Here is a 15,049-nt window from a genome sequence, read left to right on the forward strand (position 1 = left end):
GAACATTTTTATGTTAATTTAATGCCCACAACCCTTGTATGTTGTATTTATTAAGTATCTTCAACTTTGGGAAAAATAATTGAATATTTAGTTAACACACACACATGAAGAAACTATACTTAGCCGCCTTAGTAGCCCTTTGGGGCATAGGCGAAGCCACGGCGCAGCAAGACCCGCACTACACACAGTACATGTACAACATGAACGTGATTAACCCAGCCTATGCGGGTTCTAAAGAAAATCTTGCCTTCGGACTTTTATATCGTGCCCAGTGGGTGGATGTAGATGGTGCTCCTAATACGGGTACTTTCTCGGGCCACACACCTGTGGGTAAAAATGTAGGACTGGGTCTATCGGCTATTGTTGATGAGATTGGTCCGGTTCAGGAAACTAATGTTTATGCTGACTTTTCGTATACGCTAAAACTAGGGGGTGAACACCGCTTGGCTTTTGGGGTAAAGGCAGGGGCTACCTTCCACGATGTGGGGCTCTTTAGTGAAATTGGTAATGGTTTTGTACCTGCACCGGATGATCCTGCTTTTAGCGAGAACGTAAACGAAACGTATTTTAATGTTGGGGCAGGGTTCTTTTACTACACGGATAATTACTATGTAGCTTTATCGGTTCCGAACATGCTTGAGGCCAAACACCTTGATGTAACGGATAATGGTACGGCCTATGAGTTTGGTTCGGAAACCCAGCACTACTTCTTAACGGGGGGGTATGTATTCCAGCTTTCTCCTAATACCAAGATGAAGCCTTCGTTTATGTTGAAGTCGTCTTTTGATGTGGCGCCTTCGATTGATGGTTCGTTGAACTTCTTGTTCTTTGAGAAGTTTGAGATTGGGGCTACTTACCGACTGGATGATAGTTTTGGGGGGATGGTGAATTATGCTATTACTCCGAATTTACGTATTGGATATGCTTATGATCATATTATATCGGATTTGGATGTTACTACGCCATCTTCGCATGAGATTATGCTGCTATTTGATGTAAACTTCCCTAAAAAAGTATCCCGTTCACCGCGTTATTTCTAACCTAAAAGCGACATAAGAAAATGAAGAACTTATATATTACCCTTAGTTTTATGCTCGCCACTACGGCAGTAATAGCACAAAACAAAGATACCAAGACCGCAGACAAGCATTTTGACCGTTTTGAATACGTAGAAGCTGCCGAAGAATACCTAGAACTGGTAAACGATGGCAAAGCCGATGGTTACGTATACCAGCGCCTAGCCGATAGTTACTACAATGTATTTAATTACAAAGAGGCTGTAAAATATTACGACAAAGCGGTAGCCGCTGGTGTTGCCGATAGTGAAACCCACTACCGTTATGCACAAATGCTAAAAGCTGCAGGACGTTATGAGGAGTCCAATACCCAAATGCGCAAGTTTGCACAGCTGGTACCATCGGACAAACGTGCGATGCTGTTTATGGAAGATCCCAACTACCTTCCGAAACTCAGAAAACAAAACAAACTCTTTGATGAGAAGCTATTGGAGATTAACTCAGAAGAATACGGATCGTTTGGTCCTGTATTAACAGATGACAATACCCTGTACTTTACCAGTGCCCGTAACACAGCACGTAAAACGTACGAATGGAACGACCAACCGTACCTGGACCTGTACATGGCTACATACAATGCTAATGGCACCTTTAGTGAGCCAGTACCTGTAGACGGTATAAACAGCAAGTGGCACGATGGTCCTGCTGCTGTTACCGCTGATGGGAAGGTAATGTACTTTTCGAGTGAGAGTTTTAAAGAGAGTAAGCAATTTGAGCGCGATAAAGACGCCAATGCTAAAATCGGGCAAGTATACCTATACAAGGCCACCAAACAAGGCGATAGCTGGGGCAATGTACAACCTTTACCGTTTAACGATAAGCGTTGGAGTACAGGTAACCCAAGTATCAGTAAAGATGGTAAAACACTCTACTTTACATCCGATAGAGAAGGATCTGTAGGCGATACCGATATCTGGATGGTAGAAGTAAAAGGCGGCAACAGTTATGGTGAGCCTGTAAACTTAGGAAGCAATATTAATACCGAAGGAAAAGAAACGTTCCCGTTTATTACGGAAGACAACCACTTGTATTTTTCTTCGAATGCACGTCCTGGATTTGGTGGGCATGATATTTATATGGTAGACCTTGATGAGGGTGGTGCTCCTATGAATGTAGGTGCTCCAATAAACTCACCACAGGACGACTTCTCGTTTAGCTACAACGTAGGTAAGAAAATGGGCTACTTTGCTTCGAATAGAAGCGGAGTGGATAAGTTATACAGTGCTACGCCCATATGTGGTGTAGAGGCTATTGTAATGGTAAAAGATGCCAATACAGGCAAACCCCTAGCTTCGGCTAAAGTGGCCATACTGGATGAGGAGAACAATGTAATTGAGGGTAAAATGACGGGTGCTGATGGTAAGGTAACCTACAATATTGATTGTGACAGGGCTTATACCGTACAAGCCATTACCAAAGGGTATGAGGGCAACAGCTTCCCTGTAGCCGAAACCGATGGTGGTAAAGTAACTATAAACGCCGAACTGAAACCGATTGAGGAGATTGTGGTACCACCAGTTATTGTACTGAATCCGATCTTCTTTGAGTTTGATAAGAGCAACATTACCCAACAGGCGGCTTTTGAGCTGGATAAAGTGGTGCAGCTAATGCAGGAGAACGAGGATATGGTAGTGATGGTAAAAGCACATACGGATAACCGTGGTAGTGATAAGTACAACATGCGTTTATCGAATCGTAGAGCCAAATCATCGGTACAGTATATTATCTCGAAAGGGATTGCTAAGAGCCGTATATCGGGCGAAGGTTTTGGTGAGAGCCAACCGAAAGTGGATTGTGGTACTGACTGCTCTGAAGAGCAACACGCCGAGAACAGAAGAAGTGAATTTATTATCGTAAAGAAATAAATACACCTATCTAATATTAAAAAGCCCCACTATATGTGGGGCTTTTTTATTGGCATATAATACATAATGGCTTAAAAACCGTAGTTTGCTGCTACACCAAATACTTGGCGTATTTGGAAGCCTTTAAAGGCATTATCGTCGTATATGGTTTGGAACGATAGATTTGTGGTTAGGTAACGGTTAATTTTCATTACAATGTTTAACTGATAATCAATATCTACGTTTTGAGGATCTTCGAGGTAGTTGGAGTATAGGTTAACAATATTCTCGAAGGTTACATTAGCAATAACCCCCAATTTGTAATATGCCGAGGCATTAAAACCAAGCTCGTAACGCATTGTTTTCCCTTCTTCTACACCAAAGTAGGCTTCATCGGGTAACGTAAAAGCTTTATCTACGAAAGTGAACTTTGATGTTGCCGGCGATAGGTTAAATTTAAAATTATCGTCTTTTTTATACAAAAAACCGGGACCTACTAGTAAATAGGCTGGCGATAGGAAGTTAGTATATTCCTCACGTACCTCTGCCCCATTTTCGTCTTGAGAATAGTTGTAGCCTTTGGCAAATTGGGTACGGAAGTTAAGGAATGCCGAATAGTTCCAACGTTCGGTAATGCTTTTACCTAAGGTAGAGTTAAACTCTATACGGTCGTCTGTTTTTTTAGCAAATGCACTTGTTCGGGTTTTAACTATACCGTAGGAGGCTATAAGCTTGTTATCCCAACTCCATTCGCCTTTCTTATAATTAATATCGTAATTAAGCCCCGCATTACCCGAAATGTTGTTTTCACCACCTGCTAACCAATTATCGAAGGTAGATTGGTTGAATAAAAACGATGCATTTCCTTTTGCTTTCCAAGCACTAATGGTGTCGTTGGCGGTATTTGCCGAATCTTGGTCTTGAGCGTTAACGCCCATCATGCATAAAGCACTACACAATAAAATAAAGTTTTTTTTCATGACTATAGTTATACGATTTTGTACAAATATAGCCAAATACGCATTTATGCTATGCAGTACTACTAAAAAGCTACTTTTTCTTGTATAAAGGTACTGCCGAGCAGGCTTCACCAAACATAATACTTTTGGCAAAAGGTAGCAGTTTTTGTGCTGCTAGTACGTAGGCTTCTTCGGGTACGGGTTTGTGCGCGCAGCCTTTTATTATTACGGGTTTGCCTGTGTAGGGTGTATAGTCGATACCCGAAAGTATATCTTGGTACAATAGGGTGTTTAACTGAGCTGTACTGCCCTGTACTATTTTTTTAGCATACGGTTGCAGGTGTACAGTTATTAATATGTATGCCCAAGCGGGTACAATGGCATCGGTACTGCAATGCAGGGCTACGTACTGCCCGTTGTATTGCTCCCAATTGTGCTCTTTTAACGCCGCTCTAAACTCTTTTTCGCGCAATACAAAGCCTTCCAAAAGCCATTGGGCAATATCTATTGTGTTGCGTGCACCTTCGGGATAGTATTCTTCTAGGTCGAATACTTGGAGTACGCTATTGGCAACACGGTTTACTATTTCTTTCTCTTCCATAGTTCTTTTAGGTTTTGAAACTGTTTACTGATACTGAGCACCGTAAACTTTTTACAACATTCCTAGCTCTAACTTCGCCTCTTCGCTCATTAAATCGCGTGTCCAAGGTGGATCAAACGTAATTTCTACCTCAGCCGATTTTATGCCCTCAATGGCTACTACTTTATCTTCTACCTCCTTGGGTAAACTTTCGGCAACAGGGCAGTTGGGCGATGTAAGCGTCATGAGTATTTTTACCTCATTATCGGTATTTACCATTACATCGTAAATTAAACCAAGTTCGTATATATCTACAGGAATTTCGGGATCGTAAATGCTTTTAAGTGTTTTTACAATCTCTTCTCCTAATTGTGCGGTATCTATTTGTGTATCCATAGTAATTAGTTTTTTGCCTGAAATGCTAAGGCATACATTTTTATCTGTTTAATCATTGATACGAGCCCATTGGCACGTGTTGGCGAAAGGTGCTCTTTTAAGCCTATCTCATCAATAAAAGCGGTATCAGCTTCTAGTATGGCAGCAGGTTCTTGGTTAGAGAATACTCTGATGAGTATGGCTATAATGCCTTTGGTTAAAATAGCGTCGCTGTCGGCAGTAAAAACAATTTTATTGTCCTGTTGCTCACCGTGCAGCCAAACCTTGCTCTGGCAGCCTTTAATAATGTTTTCGTCGGTTTTATACTGTTCGGCTACAAGTGGTAATGTTTTACCAAGGTCTATAACGTATTGGTAACGCTCATCCCAATCATCAAACATCGAAAATTCGTCTATTATCTCCTCTTGTATTGCTTTTATGCTCATGGTGTATTATCTCTTATTTTTAAGTGCCGAAGCGTTTACAATTTTAGTAACCAGTTCTTTTATTTCGGCAGGCGGGTTGCCGTGGTCAAAAACGGCACTCCTGTAGGTTGTATTGTTTTTTATAATGGTAAGGTTAGCTGCGGGTGCAGCATCGCTGGCATACCCTGCACTGGGTGCTTTTAGTTTACTTACCTTATCCAACTCCACTTTTTCAAGGGCGGTAAGCATTTTATTCCACTCCCCATTTTTTAATCCTGTTGTTACGGCATCTTTTACAGCTCTGGAGGTAAATGTAATAACAGTATCTTGTTTTACAATTACCTTGTTGTAGCCCATCATAGTTACGGCTTCGTACTCAAAAGCAATACGTTCGCTGTCTTTTTTTAGTTTAGATGACGAACATCCAACGGCAAAAAACAGCGTTACAAATAATAATGGCAGTAGTTTTTTCATAATCATAAATATGTTGTATTAACTCAGCATACGCTGTGCTTTTAGTACCGATGCTACTAGGGCATCTATTTCTTGTTTAGTATTGTAAAACGAGAACGACGCACGTACAGTACCAGGTATCTTAAAAAAGTCCATTACAGGTTGTGTACAATGGTGTCCTGTACGTACGGCAATCCCCATTTTATCGACTATCGCGCCAATATCGTACGGGTGAATGTTACCAACGTTAAATGATATTACGGATGTTTTATTTTGGGCAGTACCGTATATTTTAAGTCCTTCGATTTCTAATAATTTTTTGGTGCCGTATTCTAGCAATTCTTGCTCGTATGCCATAATATTATCCAACCCTACCGAGTTAAGATACTCTATAGCGGTACCGAGTACAATGCCGCCAGCTATATTGGGTGTTCCTGCTTCAAATTTATGGGGTAAATCGGCATAGGTGGTTTTTTCAAACGTTACCTCTTTTATCATTTCGCCCCCACCTTGGTAAGGTGGCATTTTGTTAAGCCATTCTTCTTTACCGTATAGTATTCCGCTGCCTGTTGGTCCGCATACTTTGTGACCTGAAAAAGTGTAAAAATCACAATCTAACGCTTGCACATCAGGGCGCAGGTGTGGTGCCGATTGCGCACCGTCTATCAGTACCGCTGCTCCTACGGCATGGGCTTTGGTTATAATATGCTCAATGGGGTTTATAGTACCCAACGAGTTGGAAATATGGTTTACGGCTACGAGTTTTACTTTTTCGGTAAGAAGTTTCTCAAACGCATCCATTAGTAGCTCGCCCTTATCATTCATCGGGATTACCAATAAATCGGCTCCTACCCTTTCGCATAACATTTGCCATGGTACTATATTGCTGTGGTGCTCCATTGCCGATATTAGTATGGCATCGCCTTGTTTTACAAACGGTGCAAAGCCATTGGCAACAAGGTTAATACCATGTGTAGTACCGTTGGTAAACAGCACCTCGTGGCTGTGCTTGGCGTTAATATGCTGCTGTATTTTTTGCCTCGAAATTTCGTAGGCATCCGTAGCCAACTGGCTTAGGGTATGTACCCCACGGTGTATGTTGGAGTTTATGGTAGCATAGTAGTTTGCAACCGCATCTATAACCACTTGTGGTTTTTGCGATGTGGCAGCATTATCAAAATATACAAGGGGCTTTCCGTTTACTTTTTCGTTAAGTATCGGGAAATCTGCCCTAACTTTATTTATATCCAGCATTATAATCGTTTCAGTTATATAAAATGTGCTTATCTGTAGGTGCTTATCCTACATAATAATACGTTATGCAAAGTTACAGCTTGTTTTTTTAAAAACAGATTTTTAGCATGGATTTAAGACGGTAGAAATTTTCAACTTTTAACGCCTTATTTTTTCTCATTCTAAATAAATCTGTTAGATTTGCAGTAATTTAGATTTATTAAAAATAGTAATTCCCTACCCATGAAGCATATAACTAAAACACTAGCATTGGCACTTATAGTGTTAACCACAATATCGTGTAAAAACGAGAAAGAAAAAACCGACGAGACGACCACTACAACCGATAGTATTGCTGTAGTAAAAACGCAACGTATTATATCGTTAAACGGTGCACTTACCGAAATTGTAGCAGGATTGGGGCATCGTGACGAAATTGTAGGTGTAGATGTTACCAGCAGTTACCCCGAAGCCATTAAAGAAACGGCACAAGATTTAGGGCACGTACGAAGCATATCGGTAGAAGCAATAATGGCACTAAAGCCAACACTTGTGCTAGCTACTAACAGAGATATTAGCCCAGAACTGGCACAAAAAATTGAATTGGCGGGGGTCACCACACAAATATTTGAACGAGAATACACACCGTATGGTGCTAAAAAAACAATAGAGGAAGTTGCAAACATATTGGAAGACGATGGCGCCGAACAACTTAAAAAGCAAATTGATAACGGACTTGAAAAGGTTAACGTATTAAAGCAACAACCTAAAGTGCTGTTTATTTATGCGCGTAGCGCAGGCGCGCTAATGGTAAGTGGTAAAAATACACCTGTAGATAAAATAATAACACTAGCAGGCGGTGTTAATGCCATAGATGGTTTTGACGATTACAAACCCCTTACACCCGAAGCGGTGGTAAAAGCCAACCCCGATGTAATATTAATGTTCAACTCGGGTATTCAAAGCCTTGGCGGTGTAGAAGGTGCTATGGCACAAATACAGGGTATTGATAAAACCAACGCAGGAAAGAACAAAAAAATTATTGCCATGGATGGTGGGCTACTCTCTGGGTTTGGTCCGCGTTTGGGCGAAGCAGCAGCCCAGCTAAACAGCAAGTTGGCACAAAGCACCAATGCAAAATAAGTTACCCTTATACCTGCTACTTAGCATACTGCTCCTTATTGTATTGGCAGCAGTATCGTTATACATGGGGGTATATACTTTTGAGAAAGAATCGTTTACCGCCTTACTAAAAGGGGTTATTAGTAATGACAATAACATATCGGACAGTGACCGTTTTGTTATGATGGATTTACGCCTGCCCCGCATTAGTATGGCAATATTAATAGGCAGCGCACTCGCAGTATCGGGTACGTGCTTGCAGGGGATGTTTAAAAACCCGCTTGCCACCCCCGATTTAATCGGGATAACATCGGGAGCATCGTTATTTGCAGCCATTACTATAGTGTTGGGTAGTGCTATAAAGCCCTACCTGCCCGAAGTAGTACAGTTTTCGCTACTCAGTATAATGGCATTTGTAGGGGCGTTACTTACCATGATTTTGGTGTATCGTATCTCTACCTCCAACGGTAAAACAAACGTAATTGTAATGCTCCTTTCGGGCGTGGCCATAACAGCATTAGGTTTTGCCATTACGGGGTTTTTAATTTATATTTCTAAAGAAGAACAATTGCGCGACCTTACCTTTTGGAACTTAGGGAGCCTAGCAGGTGTCACATGGACAAAAAATGCAATCCTGCTGGTTATAATAGCTATATCGTACCTGTTTTTAATTAATAAAGGAAAAGCCCTTAACGCCATGATGCTTGGCGAGCGTGATGCGCAGCATTTGGGCATACCCGTAGAGCGCATTAAAAAACAAATAGTATTGCTAACCGCATTAATGGTAGGTACATCGGTAGCATTTGCAGGTACTATAGGTTTTGTTGGGTTAATAGTACCGTACATTTTACGGCTCATATTCAAATCCAACTACCACATTATACTACCCATGTCGGCAGTATTGGGTAGTGTATTATTACTAACCGCCGATACCATTAGCCGTACCATAGCAGCACCCTCCGAGGTGCCTATTGGAATACTAACCGCCTTTATGGGAGCACCCATATTTATAGTAATACTCATCCGAAATAGAAAATCAATGTAGTTGCCATGTTACAAGCAGAAAAAATATCGTACGCACACCGCAAGTTTACCATATTGGAAGACATTGATGTTTTGGTAAATACTGGCGAACTATTGGTAATAGTAGGACCAAACGGGGCAGGAAAATCGACACTCCTGAACCTTTTAGCCAATGAGATGGACGATAGTAACGATAGCATCTTCTTTAAAGAAAAAACCTTTGAGGCGTGGGACAAAAAAGAACTCCCCCACCACAAAGCCAAATTCTCGCAAAGCAATAGCCACGATATACCCCTATCAGTAAAAGATGTAGTAATGATGGGGCGTTACCCTTACTTTAACACTACACCTCAAAAACAAGATAGCGAAGCCGCAGCCAAAGCTATGGCAGAAACCGATGTAGCTGCACTGGCACTACGCGATTATAACCAACTATCGGGAGGCGAAAAACAACGCGTACACCTAGCACGTGTACTGGCACAGTTGGATAATGAGGTAACCAATAAACTCGTTTTTTTAGATGAGCCACTAAACAACCTCGATGTACTGCACCAACACCGCATACTACACACCGTAAAAAACTTTACCGAACGGGGCAACACCGCCGTAATGGTACTGCACGACCTTAACCTTGCAGCACAATTTGCCGATAGCGTAATGCTGCTTAAAAACGGAAAAATAGTACGCCACGATATCCCCGATAAGGTATTTACCCGCGAAATTATTAGCAGCGTGTACAACTTTCCGTGTACCATATGCCCCAACCCCGTAAATAAAAATCCGTTAATCATATTTGGAACCTAACATAAAATAGAACAATTATGGACACTATAACCAATACATTAAAATCGCAGTGGGAGGCGCTTAAAGCAGAAAACCCACACATACGCATTCGTAACGCTGCCAAAGAATTAGGCGTTAGCGAAGCCGAATTACTAGCCACACAAGTAGGCGACACCGTTACCCGCCTTAAACCTGAGTTTGCAGCGATACTTACCGATGTTGAAACATTAGGCAAAGTAATGGCACTAACCCGTAATGAGGAATGTGTACATGAGCGTAAGGGTACTTACCTTAACCCCGACTTTAGCAGCCCGTATGCAGGCTTATTTGTAGGCGAGGATATCGATTTACGAATTTTCCATATGCATTGGGAAAAGGCATTTGCCGTAAACGAACATAGCCAGCATGGTAGCCGTAAAAGCCTTCAGTTTTTTGGTAAAGATGGACTTGCTATGCACAAAATATACTTAACACCCGATAGTAACGAGAAAGCTTTTGATACTTTGGTAGCAAAATACAAATCGGACAACCAAAGTACTAATGAAACGGCTGTAGAAATACCATTGAGTATTGAAGAAAAAGCTGATAGCAGTATTGATGTTGTTGCCTTTAGAGAAGAGTGGATAAACCTTAAAGATACCCACGACTTTTTTGGAATGCTTAAAAAATACGGCGTAACCCGTACCCAAGCCCTACGCCTTGCCCCCGAAGGCAACTATGCCGAGCAAATAGATAAATTGGCTATTGTAACCATGCTAGAGGGTGCTGCCGAGCAAAAACTACCTATAATGGTATTTACAGGCAACAGAGGTAATATACAAATACATACAGGACCCATACGCAAAACCATGTGGCACAACGACTGGTATAACGTTATGGATCCTGATTTTAATATGCATTTGGATATGAGCAAAATTGCTCAGGTATGGATAGTGCGCAAACCTACCGAAGATGGTATGGTTACTGCCATTGAGGTGTTTAACGAGCTGGGCGAAATTATTGTACAGTTTTTTGGTAAAAGAAAACCTGGTATTCCTGAGTTACAAGGCTGGAGGGATTTAGTTGCCTCGTTGTAAGCCCCCTATTTTATACGTTTAGTTTGAAACCGCTTCTTTCTTTAGGAGCGGTTTTTTATTGTAACTATGCGTGTTTATTGCAACTATACATAGCGACACCTACAAGGTTTTAAAAACCTTGTAGGTGTGTTTGTTTTAGAATCAGAGCCTCAACGTCGTTACGAGCGTAGTGGAACGGAGCGTGGCAATCTGTTGAGATTGCTTCGTCGTACCTCCTCGCAATGACGCTTAATCTGTAATAAGAAACAAAAGAAAGTTCGTTCAAAAATCTATCCTACAATACCTACAAGGCTTTAAAAACCTTGTAGGTGTCAGTTCATAAATACAGTGTCATTGCGAGCGGAGCGCGGCAATCCGAATTAGATTGCTTCGTCGTGCCTCCTCGCAATGACATGTGCCACAACTCCAGAAAATGCATACATTATAAAACAAAAACCCGATAGTGCACTTACACACTATCGGGCTTACTCAAACAAACATTGGAAGTTCAGAAAATACTTAACATTAAAGCTTATATTACTTTATAATAAGCTGTCTTTTTATTGTAACTATATATGGCAACACCTGCAAGGTTTTAAAAACCTTGTAGGTATCAGTTAATAAATACGGTGTCATTGCGAGCGAAGCGTGGCAATCCGAATTAGATTGCTTCGTCGTGCCTCCTCGCAATGACACGTGCCACAACTCCAGAAAATACATAAATCATAAAATAAAAACCCGATAGTGCACTTACACACCATCGGGCTTACTCAAACAAACATTGGAAGTTCAGAAAATACTTAACATTAAAACTTCTACTACTATCTTATAATAACTTGTACTGAAATAGCGGGAAACCACGCTCGCCATCCGTATTAAGCATCGATATAAATTTTATTTTATAGATGTTGCCTGTGCCATCGCGTAGCACAAAAAAAACATCGTTATATACTTGTACGGGCAATACACTACGCCAGTTAACACCTATAGCACGTTGGTCGTTGCTAAAAGTATAATCGCCTGCCTCTAGGGTTGCTCTGGTAAAGGTTTCATAAGCTGCCGTATCACCCTCTACCATTAAAGCGGTTACCCCTGCTACGGTATTGGTAACAATAAAATCGGAATAAAAATACGCTCCTGCTGATGCTCCCGAGTTATCGAAAACTTCATTAGTAAACGTAGTTAATTTCATATCCCACTGGTCTTTTTGTGGCTCAACGTTTACAATACTCTCCGAAGTAAAACTGAAAAAAGTGTAGTTATAAGCTGGGCTTTTAGGTATAGTTACCTCTTGGTAGGCACCTACGGCAATATCGCCATACTGCATGGTATAGCTTGTACCATCTTGCCAAATTTTTACCTTTTTCCAACCGCGTGCATCGCCTGCTGTATTTACCGAGCCTGTTGCTGGTGCGGTAGTAGGCACCTCGTTACCTAGGTTTACTAAAAATACTTTAGCGGTTTCTTCGCTAGTTGCAATGGTACCAAAGGCAGTACCTGCAAGTGCACCATCGGGGCTATCTACGTAGTTTAAATTCTCTGCCCGAAACGTACCTACAGCTACCGTAGGGTCTTCGTTATGGCGCTCGGTAATATCAGTAGTTTCAAGCTCTTTTGCTGCCATAAGCAACGAGCCATTTATAATAACACGGAAATCGTTTCCGCCATAAAAGCCCAAATCCCAACTATCGCGGGCTACAACAAATGCCGCTTCTTCGCTAAGGTTTACAAATACTTGGTTTTGTTGGTTGGGTCCGCCCACGTTTAATGGGTTCTCGTCGGTGCCAAAAATACCGCCTTCAGAAACAGGTTCTATCGGTGCAATATTACCATTAATATCGTCGCTAGAGCAACCTATTAACGATAGTATGGCAAACAAAGGGATGATTATTTTTTTCATAGTAATTAAAAATTAAGATTGTAGGTTAATTTTAAGAAGTAAGAACGCCCGTACCCCATAAGGATGTTGGTTGTACCTGCACTGTGTGCATCGCCACCAGCTACGCTGCTTTGTATGTTAACAACATCCAGCAGGTTACGTGCACCAAGCGTTACATCGAATTTATTTTTAAAGAACGACTGCCGTATGGACGCATCCATAAGCCCAAACGATTCAATTTCTGATAGGATGAATTGCGGGTCGCTTAACGAGCTGTCCTGTATGTACTGTTGCTGTTTACCGTTGTGCTTGTAGTATAACGATAGTAAGGTGTTCCACTTGGGTATGGTGTACGCAATGTTGGTATTAAACTGGTAGGTGGTTAAATAACGATCGTCCGAAGCTACCAAACCCGTATTTATGGCTCTGGATATACCTGTTACCGACACACCTACGTTTGCCTGCCAATTTTTGTAGGCGAATTGGTGCGTAGTAGCAAGATTCCACATACTGTAGGTATCTATGTTTATAAAACGGTATTGAAATGAAGGGAATGTAGCGGTTATAGCGAGCTCAATACGGTCGCTTACGCTGATGAAACCTATAGTAATGTCATTTTTGAGTTGTAACCCAGAATCGAAAAAAGTTTGCTTTTTAAGGCTTGCCTCAACCGAGTGCCCACTTTCGGGTAACAAATCGGGGTTACCTTGCAGGTTGTGGTTGGAATCGACAAAAAAGGTATATAATTCTTCGTAATTGGGCGTACGGTACGACCTCCCGTAGCTTAGCCTTGCTTGAAAACCGTTGCCCAATAATTGGCGTAGCCCCATTGAGGCTGCCCATTGGTTATCGAATTTGGACTGGAAGGAATACCGAAAACCTGGACGTACCGAAAATTTATCGGTAACTTTTACCTCAGCAGCTGTAAAAATATCATAATTCTCTAAACGTTTGTTTAGGTTAACATCGCCCTGTTCGGGGTCGTTAAAATTGCCGCTTAGCGCAGAGGTATAACCGTAGCTGTTAACCAGCTCGTACCCCAACTGAAAATCGAAACCGTCTGCTTTAAAAAAGTTACTTAGCGTTCCAGTAGAATAAAGTATTTCGGTTTCTTGGTAGGTTTCAGTATCGTTGCCTGTTTCGGTATCGGTTTGTATGTAGTACCGAAACTGCTCTATGTCGCGTTGTTGTTTTTGGTGCGATGCCGATACGTTATAATCCAAACCAAACACTTTACCTACCGCGTTAAGGTGGTGGTAAAACTTCTGGGTAAAATAACGCCTATCGTCTGCATAACGGAGTATGCCTACGCCCTCTACCAGCTCGCTTGCTACAACGGGGCTGTAAAAATCTATGTTCTCATCAAAATATTCAAACCTGTAAAATATGCGGGTATTGTTTTTTTGGTAGCGTACCAGTGCGTTTGTAAATAGCTGCTCTTTGGGTAGCCATGTATAGCCCCTTTGCTGGCTGGGGTTATTAGGGTTATTGGTAAACTCTTTACCGCCTAAACCGCCTTTGTAACCGCCAAAATCGTTTCGGTTAGCCCCTAGTGCCACAAACCAATTATTGTTAATGCTGTGGGCTATACGGAGGGCTTGTATGTGCCTGCCATCCTCATAAAAGGGGTTGTACTCATTGCCTACCGTTTCCTCTTGTGCGGTAGCCGTAATTTCCCATTTGTTTTTGGTACTTTTTTTAGTGATGATGTTAATAATACCACTTACAGCATTTGCCCCGTGGGTAACGCCCATTGCGCCCTCTATAATTTCTATTTGCTCAATATCGTCAAGGTTTATTTGGGTAAGGTCTATATTATTACCTAGCCCTGTATCGCTTACTAGCGGAATATTATCCACTAGTACTTTAAGGTATTGCCCATCTAGCCCAAACATGGATAGGGTTGAGCGCCCCTCGCCACTTTGGGGTTGTACGTTTATGTTGAGGTACTGGTTCATTACATCGGCAAGGTTATTCCCTGCCTGCCTTTTAATATCTTCGGCAGAAATAATCCGTACGTTAAATACCGATTTTTTTATCGATTGGGGTTCTATTTGCCCCGTAACTACTACCTCGTTTAGTTCGGTAGAAACTATGGTATCGTTTACGGTTTCCTGCGCTTTTGCGGTATAGGCAGCAACTAAAAGCACAGGTAATAAAACCCTTGTATTAATTTGCATTACTAAGTTAGATTGATTCTAAATTGCAAATCTAAGTGTAGGGTATTACATATCCAAATTAT

General features: G+C 41.5%; 14 protein-coding genes. 6 read left to right on the top strand and 8 right to left on the bottom strand.

Features of this window, described 5'->3' with window-relative positions; translation table 11 throughout:
- Positions 1-104 precede the first annotated feature (104 nt).
- Together K1I41_RS03630 and K1I41_RS03635 are read left to right on the top strand one after the other, a co-directional pair.
- Positions 105-1,040 (top strand): PorP/SprF family type IX secretion system membrane protein, encoded by a 936-nt coding sequence (locus K1I41_RS03630; protein ID WP_220641085.1) that lies wholly within the window; start codon positions 105-107, stop codon positions 1,038-1,040.
- A gap of 20 nt (positions 1,041-1,060) precedes the next feature.
- Complete coding sequence (locus K1I41_RS03635) at positions 1,061-2,941, top strand: OmpA family protein (RefSeq protein WP_220641084.1); 1,881 nt, start codon at positions 1,061-1,063, stop codon at positions 2,939-2,941.
- A 71-nt stretch (positions 2,942-3,012) separates the two neighbouring features.
- On the opposite strand, the gene K1I41_RS03640 is transcribed toward K1I41_RS03635, so the two are convergent.
- The 6 genes from K1I41_RS03640 to K1I41_RS03665 all read right to left on the bottom strand — a co-directional run bounded on the left by K1I41_RS03640 (position 3,013) and on the right by K1I41_RS03665 (position 6,966).
- A complete protein-coding gene (locus tag K1I41_RS03640; RefSeq protein ID WP_220641326.1) occupies positions 3,013-3,900 on the bottom strand; it encodes a DUF3078 domain-containing protein in 888 nt (295 codons plus the stop codon).
- Between the two features lie 70 nt (positions 3,901-3,970).
- Positions 3,971-4,480, bottom strand: coding sequence for a DUF2480 family protein (locus K1I41_RS03645; RefSeq protein WP_220641327.1), 510 nt, complete (start codon positions 4,478-4,480; stop codon positions 3,971-3,973).
- Between the two features lie 51 nt (positions 4,481-4,531).
- Positions 4,532-4,855: an SUF system Fe-S cluster assembly protein gene (locus tag K1I41_RS03650; RefSeq protein ID WP_220641328.1), complete on the bottom strand. Its 324-nt coding sequence runs from the start codon at positions 4,853-4,855 to the stop codon at positions 4,532-4,534.
- Positions 4,856-4,860: 5 nt separating this feature from the next.
- Positions 4,861-5,280, bottom strand: coding sequence for a SufE family protein (locus K1I41_RS03655; RefSeq protein ID WP_220641329.1), 420 nt, complete (start codon positions 5,278-5,280; stop codon positions 4,861-4,863).
- 6 nt (positions 5,281-5,286) lie between these two features.
- Positions 5,287-5,733 (bottom strand): hypothetical protein, encoded by a 447-nt coding sequence (locus K1I41_RS03660; RefSeq protein ID WP_220641330.1) that lies wholly within the window; start codon positions 5,731-5,733, stop codon positions 5,287-5,289.
- A gap of 18 nt (positions 5,734-5,751) precedes the next feature.
- Positions 5,752-6,966: an aminotransferase class V-fold PLP-dependent enzyme gene (locus tag K1I41_RS03665; RefSeq protein WP_220641331.1), complete on the bottom strand. Its 1,215-nt coding sequence runs from the start codon at positions 6,964-6,966 to the stop codon at positions 5,752-5,754.
- A 222-nt stretch (positions 6,967-7,188) separates the two neighbouring features.
- Between K1I41_RS03665 and K1I41_RS03670 the strand changes: the two genes are divergently transcribed.
- The 4 genes from K1I41_RS03670 to K1I41_RS03685 are packed head-to-tail and all read left to right on the top strand — an operon-like array spanning position 7,189 to position 10,949.
- Positions 7,189-8,088 (top strand): heme/hemin ABC transporter substrate-binding protein, encoded by a 900-nt coding sequence (locus K1I41_RS03670; protein WP_220641332.1) that lies wholly within the window; start codon positions 7,189-7,191, stop codon positions 8,086-8,088.
- Positions 8,078-9,112 carry a FecCD family ABC transporter permease gene (locus K1I41_RS03675; RefSeq protein ID WP_220641333.1) on the top strand — a complete coding sequence of 345 codons (1,035 nt, stop codon included), beginning with the start codon at positions 8,078-8,080 and terminating at the stop codon, positions 9,110-9,112. The genes K1I41_RS03670 and K1I41_RS03675 overlap by 11 nt, the downstream gene beginning before the upstream one ends.
- A 5-nt stretch (positions 9,113-9,117) precedes the next feature.
- Positions 9,118-9,894 (top strand): heme ABC transporter ATP-binding protein, encoded by a 777-nt coding sequence (locus K1I41_RS03680; protein WP_220641334.1) that lies wholly within the window; start codon positions 9,118-9,120, stop codon positions 9,892-9,894.
- 17 nt (positions 9,895-9,911) lie between these two features.
- Positions 9,912-10,949 carry a hemin-degrading factor gene (locus K1I41_RS03685; RefSeq protein WP_220641335.1) on the top strand — a complete coding sequence of 346 codons (1,038 nt, stop codon included), beginning with the start codon at positions 9,912-9,914 and terminating at the stop codon, positions 10,947-10,949.
- Positions 10,950-11,754: 805 nt separating this feature from the next.
- On the opposite strand, the gene K1I41_RS03690 is transcribed toward K1I41_RS03685, so the two are convergent.
- Together K1I41_RS03690 and K1I41_RS03695 are read right to left on the bottom strand one after the other, a co-directional pair.
- Positions 11,755-12,828 carry an HmuY family protein gene (locus K1I41_RS03690; RefSeq protein WP_220641336.1) on the bottom strand — a complete coding sequence of 358 codons (1,074 nt, stop codon included), beginning with the start codon at positions 12,826-12,828 and terminating at the stop codon, positions 11,755-11,757.
- Positions 12,829-12,833: 5 nt separating this feature from the next.
- Positions 12,834-14,987, bottom strand: a complete 2,154-nt coding sequence (locus tag K1I41_RS03695) for a TonB-dependent receptor plug domain-containing protein (RefSeq protein WP_220641337.1) — start codon at positions 14,985-14,987, stop codon at positions 12,834-12,836.
- Positions 14,988-15,049: the final 62 nt, after the last annotated feature.

The sequence above is a fragment of the Flavobacterium litorale genome, assembly GCF_019613795.1.
GTDB lineage: Bacteria > Bacteroidota > Bacteroidia > Flavobacteriales > Flavobacteriaceae > Flavobacterium > Flavobacterium litorale.

Coding starts and splice junctions, on each gene's coding strand:
- K1I41_RS03675 (WP_220641333.1), top strand. CDS start 8,078: ATGCAAAATAAGTTACCCTTATACCTGCTACTTAGCATACTGCTCCTT.
- K1I41_RS03650 (WP_220641328.1), bottom strand. CDS start 4,855: ATGGATACACAAATAGATACCGCACAATTAGGAGAAGAGATTGTAAAA.
- K1I41_RS03630 (WP_220641085.1), top strand. CDS start 105: ATGAAGAAACTATACTTAGCCGCCTTAGTAGCCCTTTGGGGCATAGGC.
- K1I41_RS03680 (WP_220641334.1), top strand. CDS start 9,118: ATGTTACAAGCAGAAAAAATATCGTACGCACACCGCAAGTTTACCATA.
- K1I41_RS03670 (WP_220641332.1), top strand. CDS start 7,189: ATGAAGCATATAACTAAAACACTAGCATTGGCACTTATAGTGTTAACC.
- K1I41_RS03685 (WP_220641335.1), top strand. CDS start 9,912: ATGGACACTATAACCAATACATTAAAATCGCAGTGGGAGGCGCTTAAA.
- K1I41_RS03660 (WP_220641330.1), bottom strand. CDS start 5,733: ATGAAAAAACTACTGCCATTATTATTTGTAACGCTGTTTTTTGCCGTT.
- K1I41_RS03695 (WP_220641337.1), bottom strand. CDS start 14,987: ATGCAAATTAATACAAGGGTTTTATTACCTGTGCTTTTAGTTGCTGCC.
- K1I41_RS03635 (WP_220641084.1), top strand. CDS start 1,061: ATGAAGAACTTATATATTACCCTTAGTTTTATGCTCGCCACTACGGCA.
- K1I41_RS03655 (WP_220641329.1), bottom strand. CDS start 5,280: ATGAGCATAAAAGCAATACAAGAGGAGATAATAGACGAATTTTCGATG.
- K1I41_RS03640 (WP_220641326.1), bottom strand. CDS start 3,900: ATGAAAAAAAACTTTATTTTATTGTGTAGTGCTTTATGCATGATGGGC.
- K1I41_RS03690 (WP_220641336.1), bottom strand. CDS start 12,828: ATGAAAAAAATAATCATCCCTTTGTTTGCCATACTATCGTTAATAGGT.
- K1I41_RS03645 (WP_220641327.1), bottom strand. CDS start 4,480: ATGGAAGAGAAAGAAATAGTAAACCGTGTTGCCAATAGCGTACTCCAA.
- K1I41_RS03665 (WP_220641331.1), bottom strand. CDS start 6,966: ATGCTGGATATAAATAAAGTTAGGGCAGATTTCCCGATACTTAACGAA.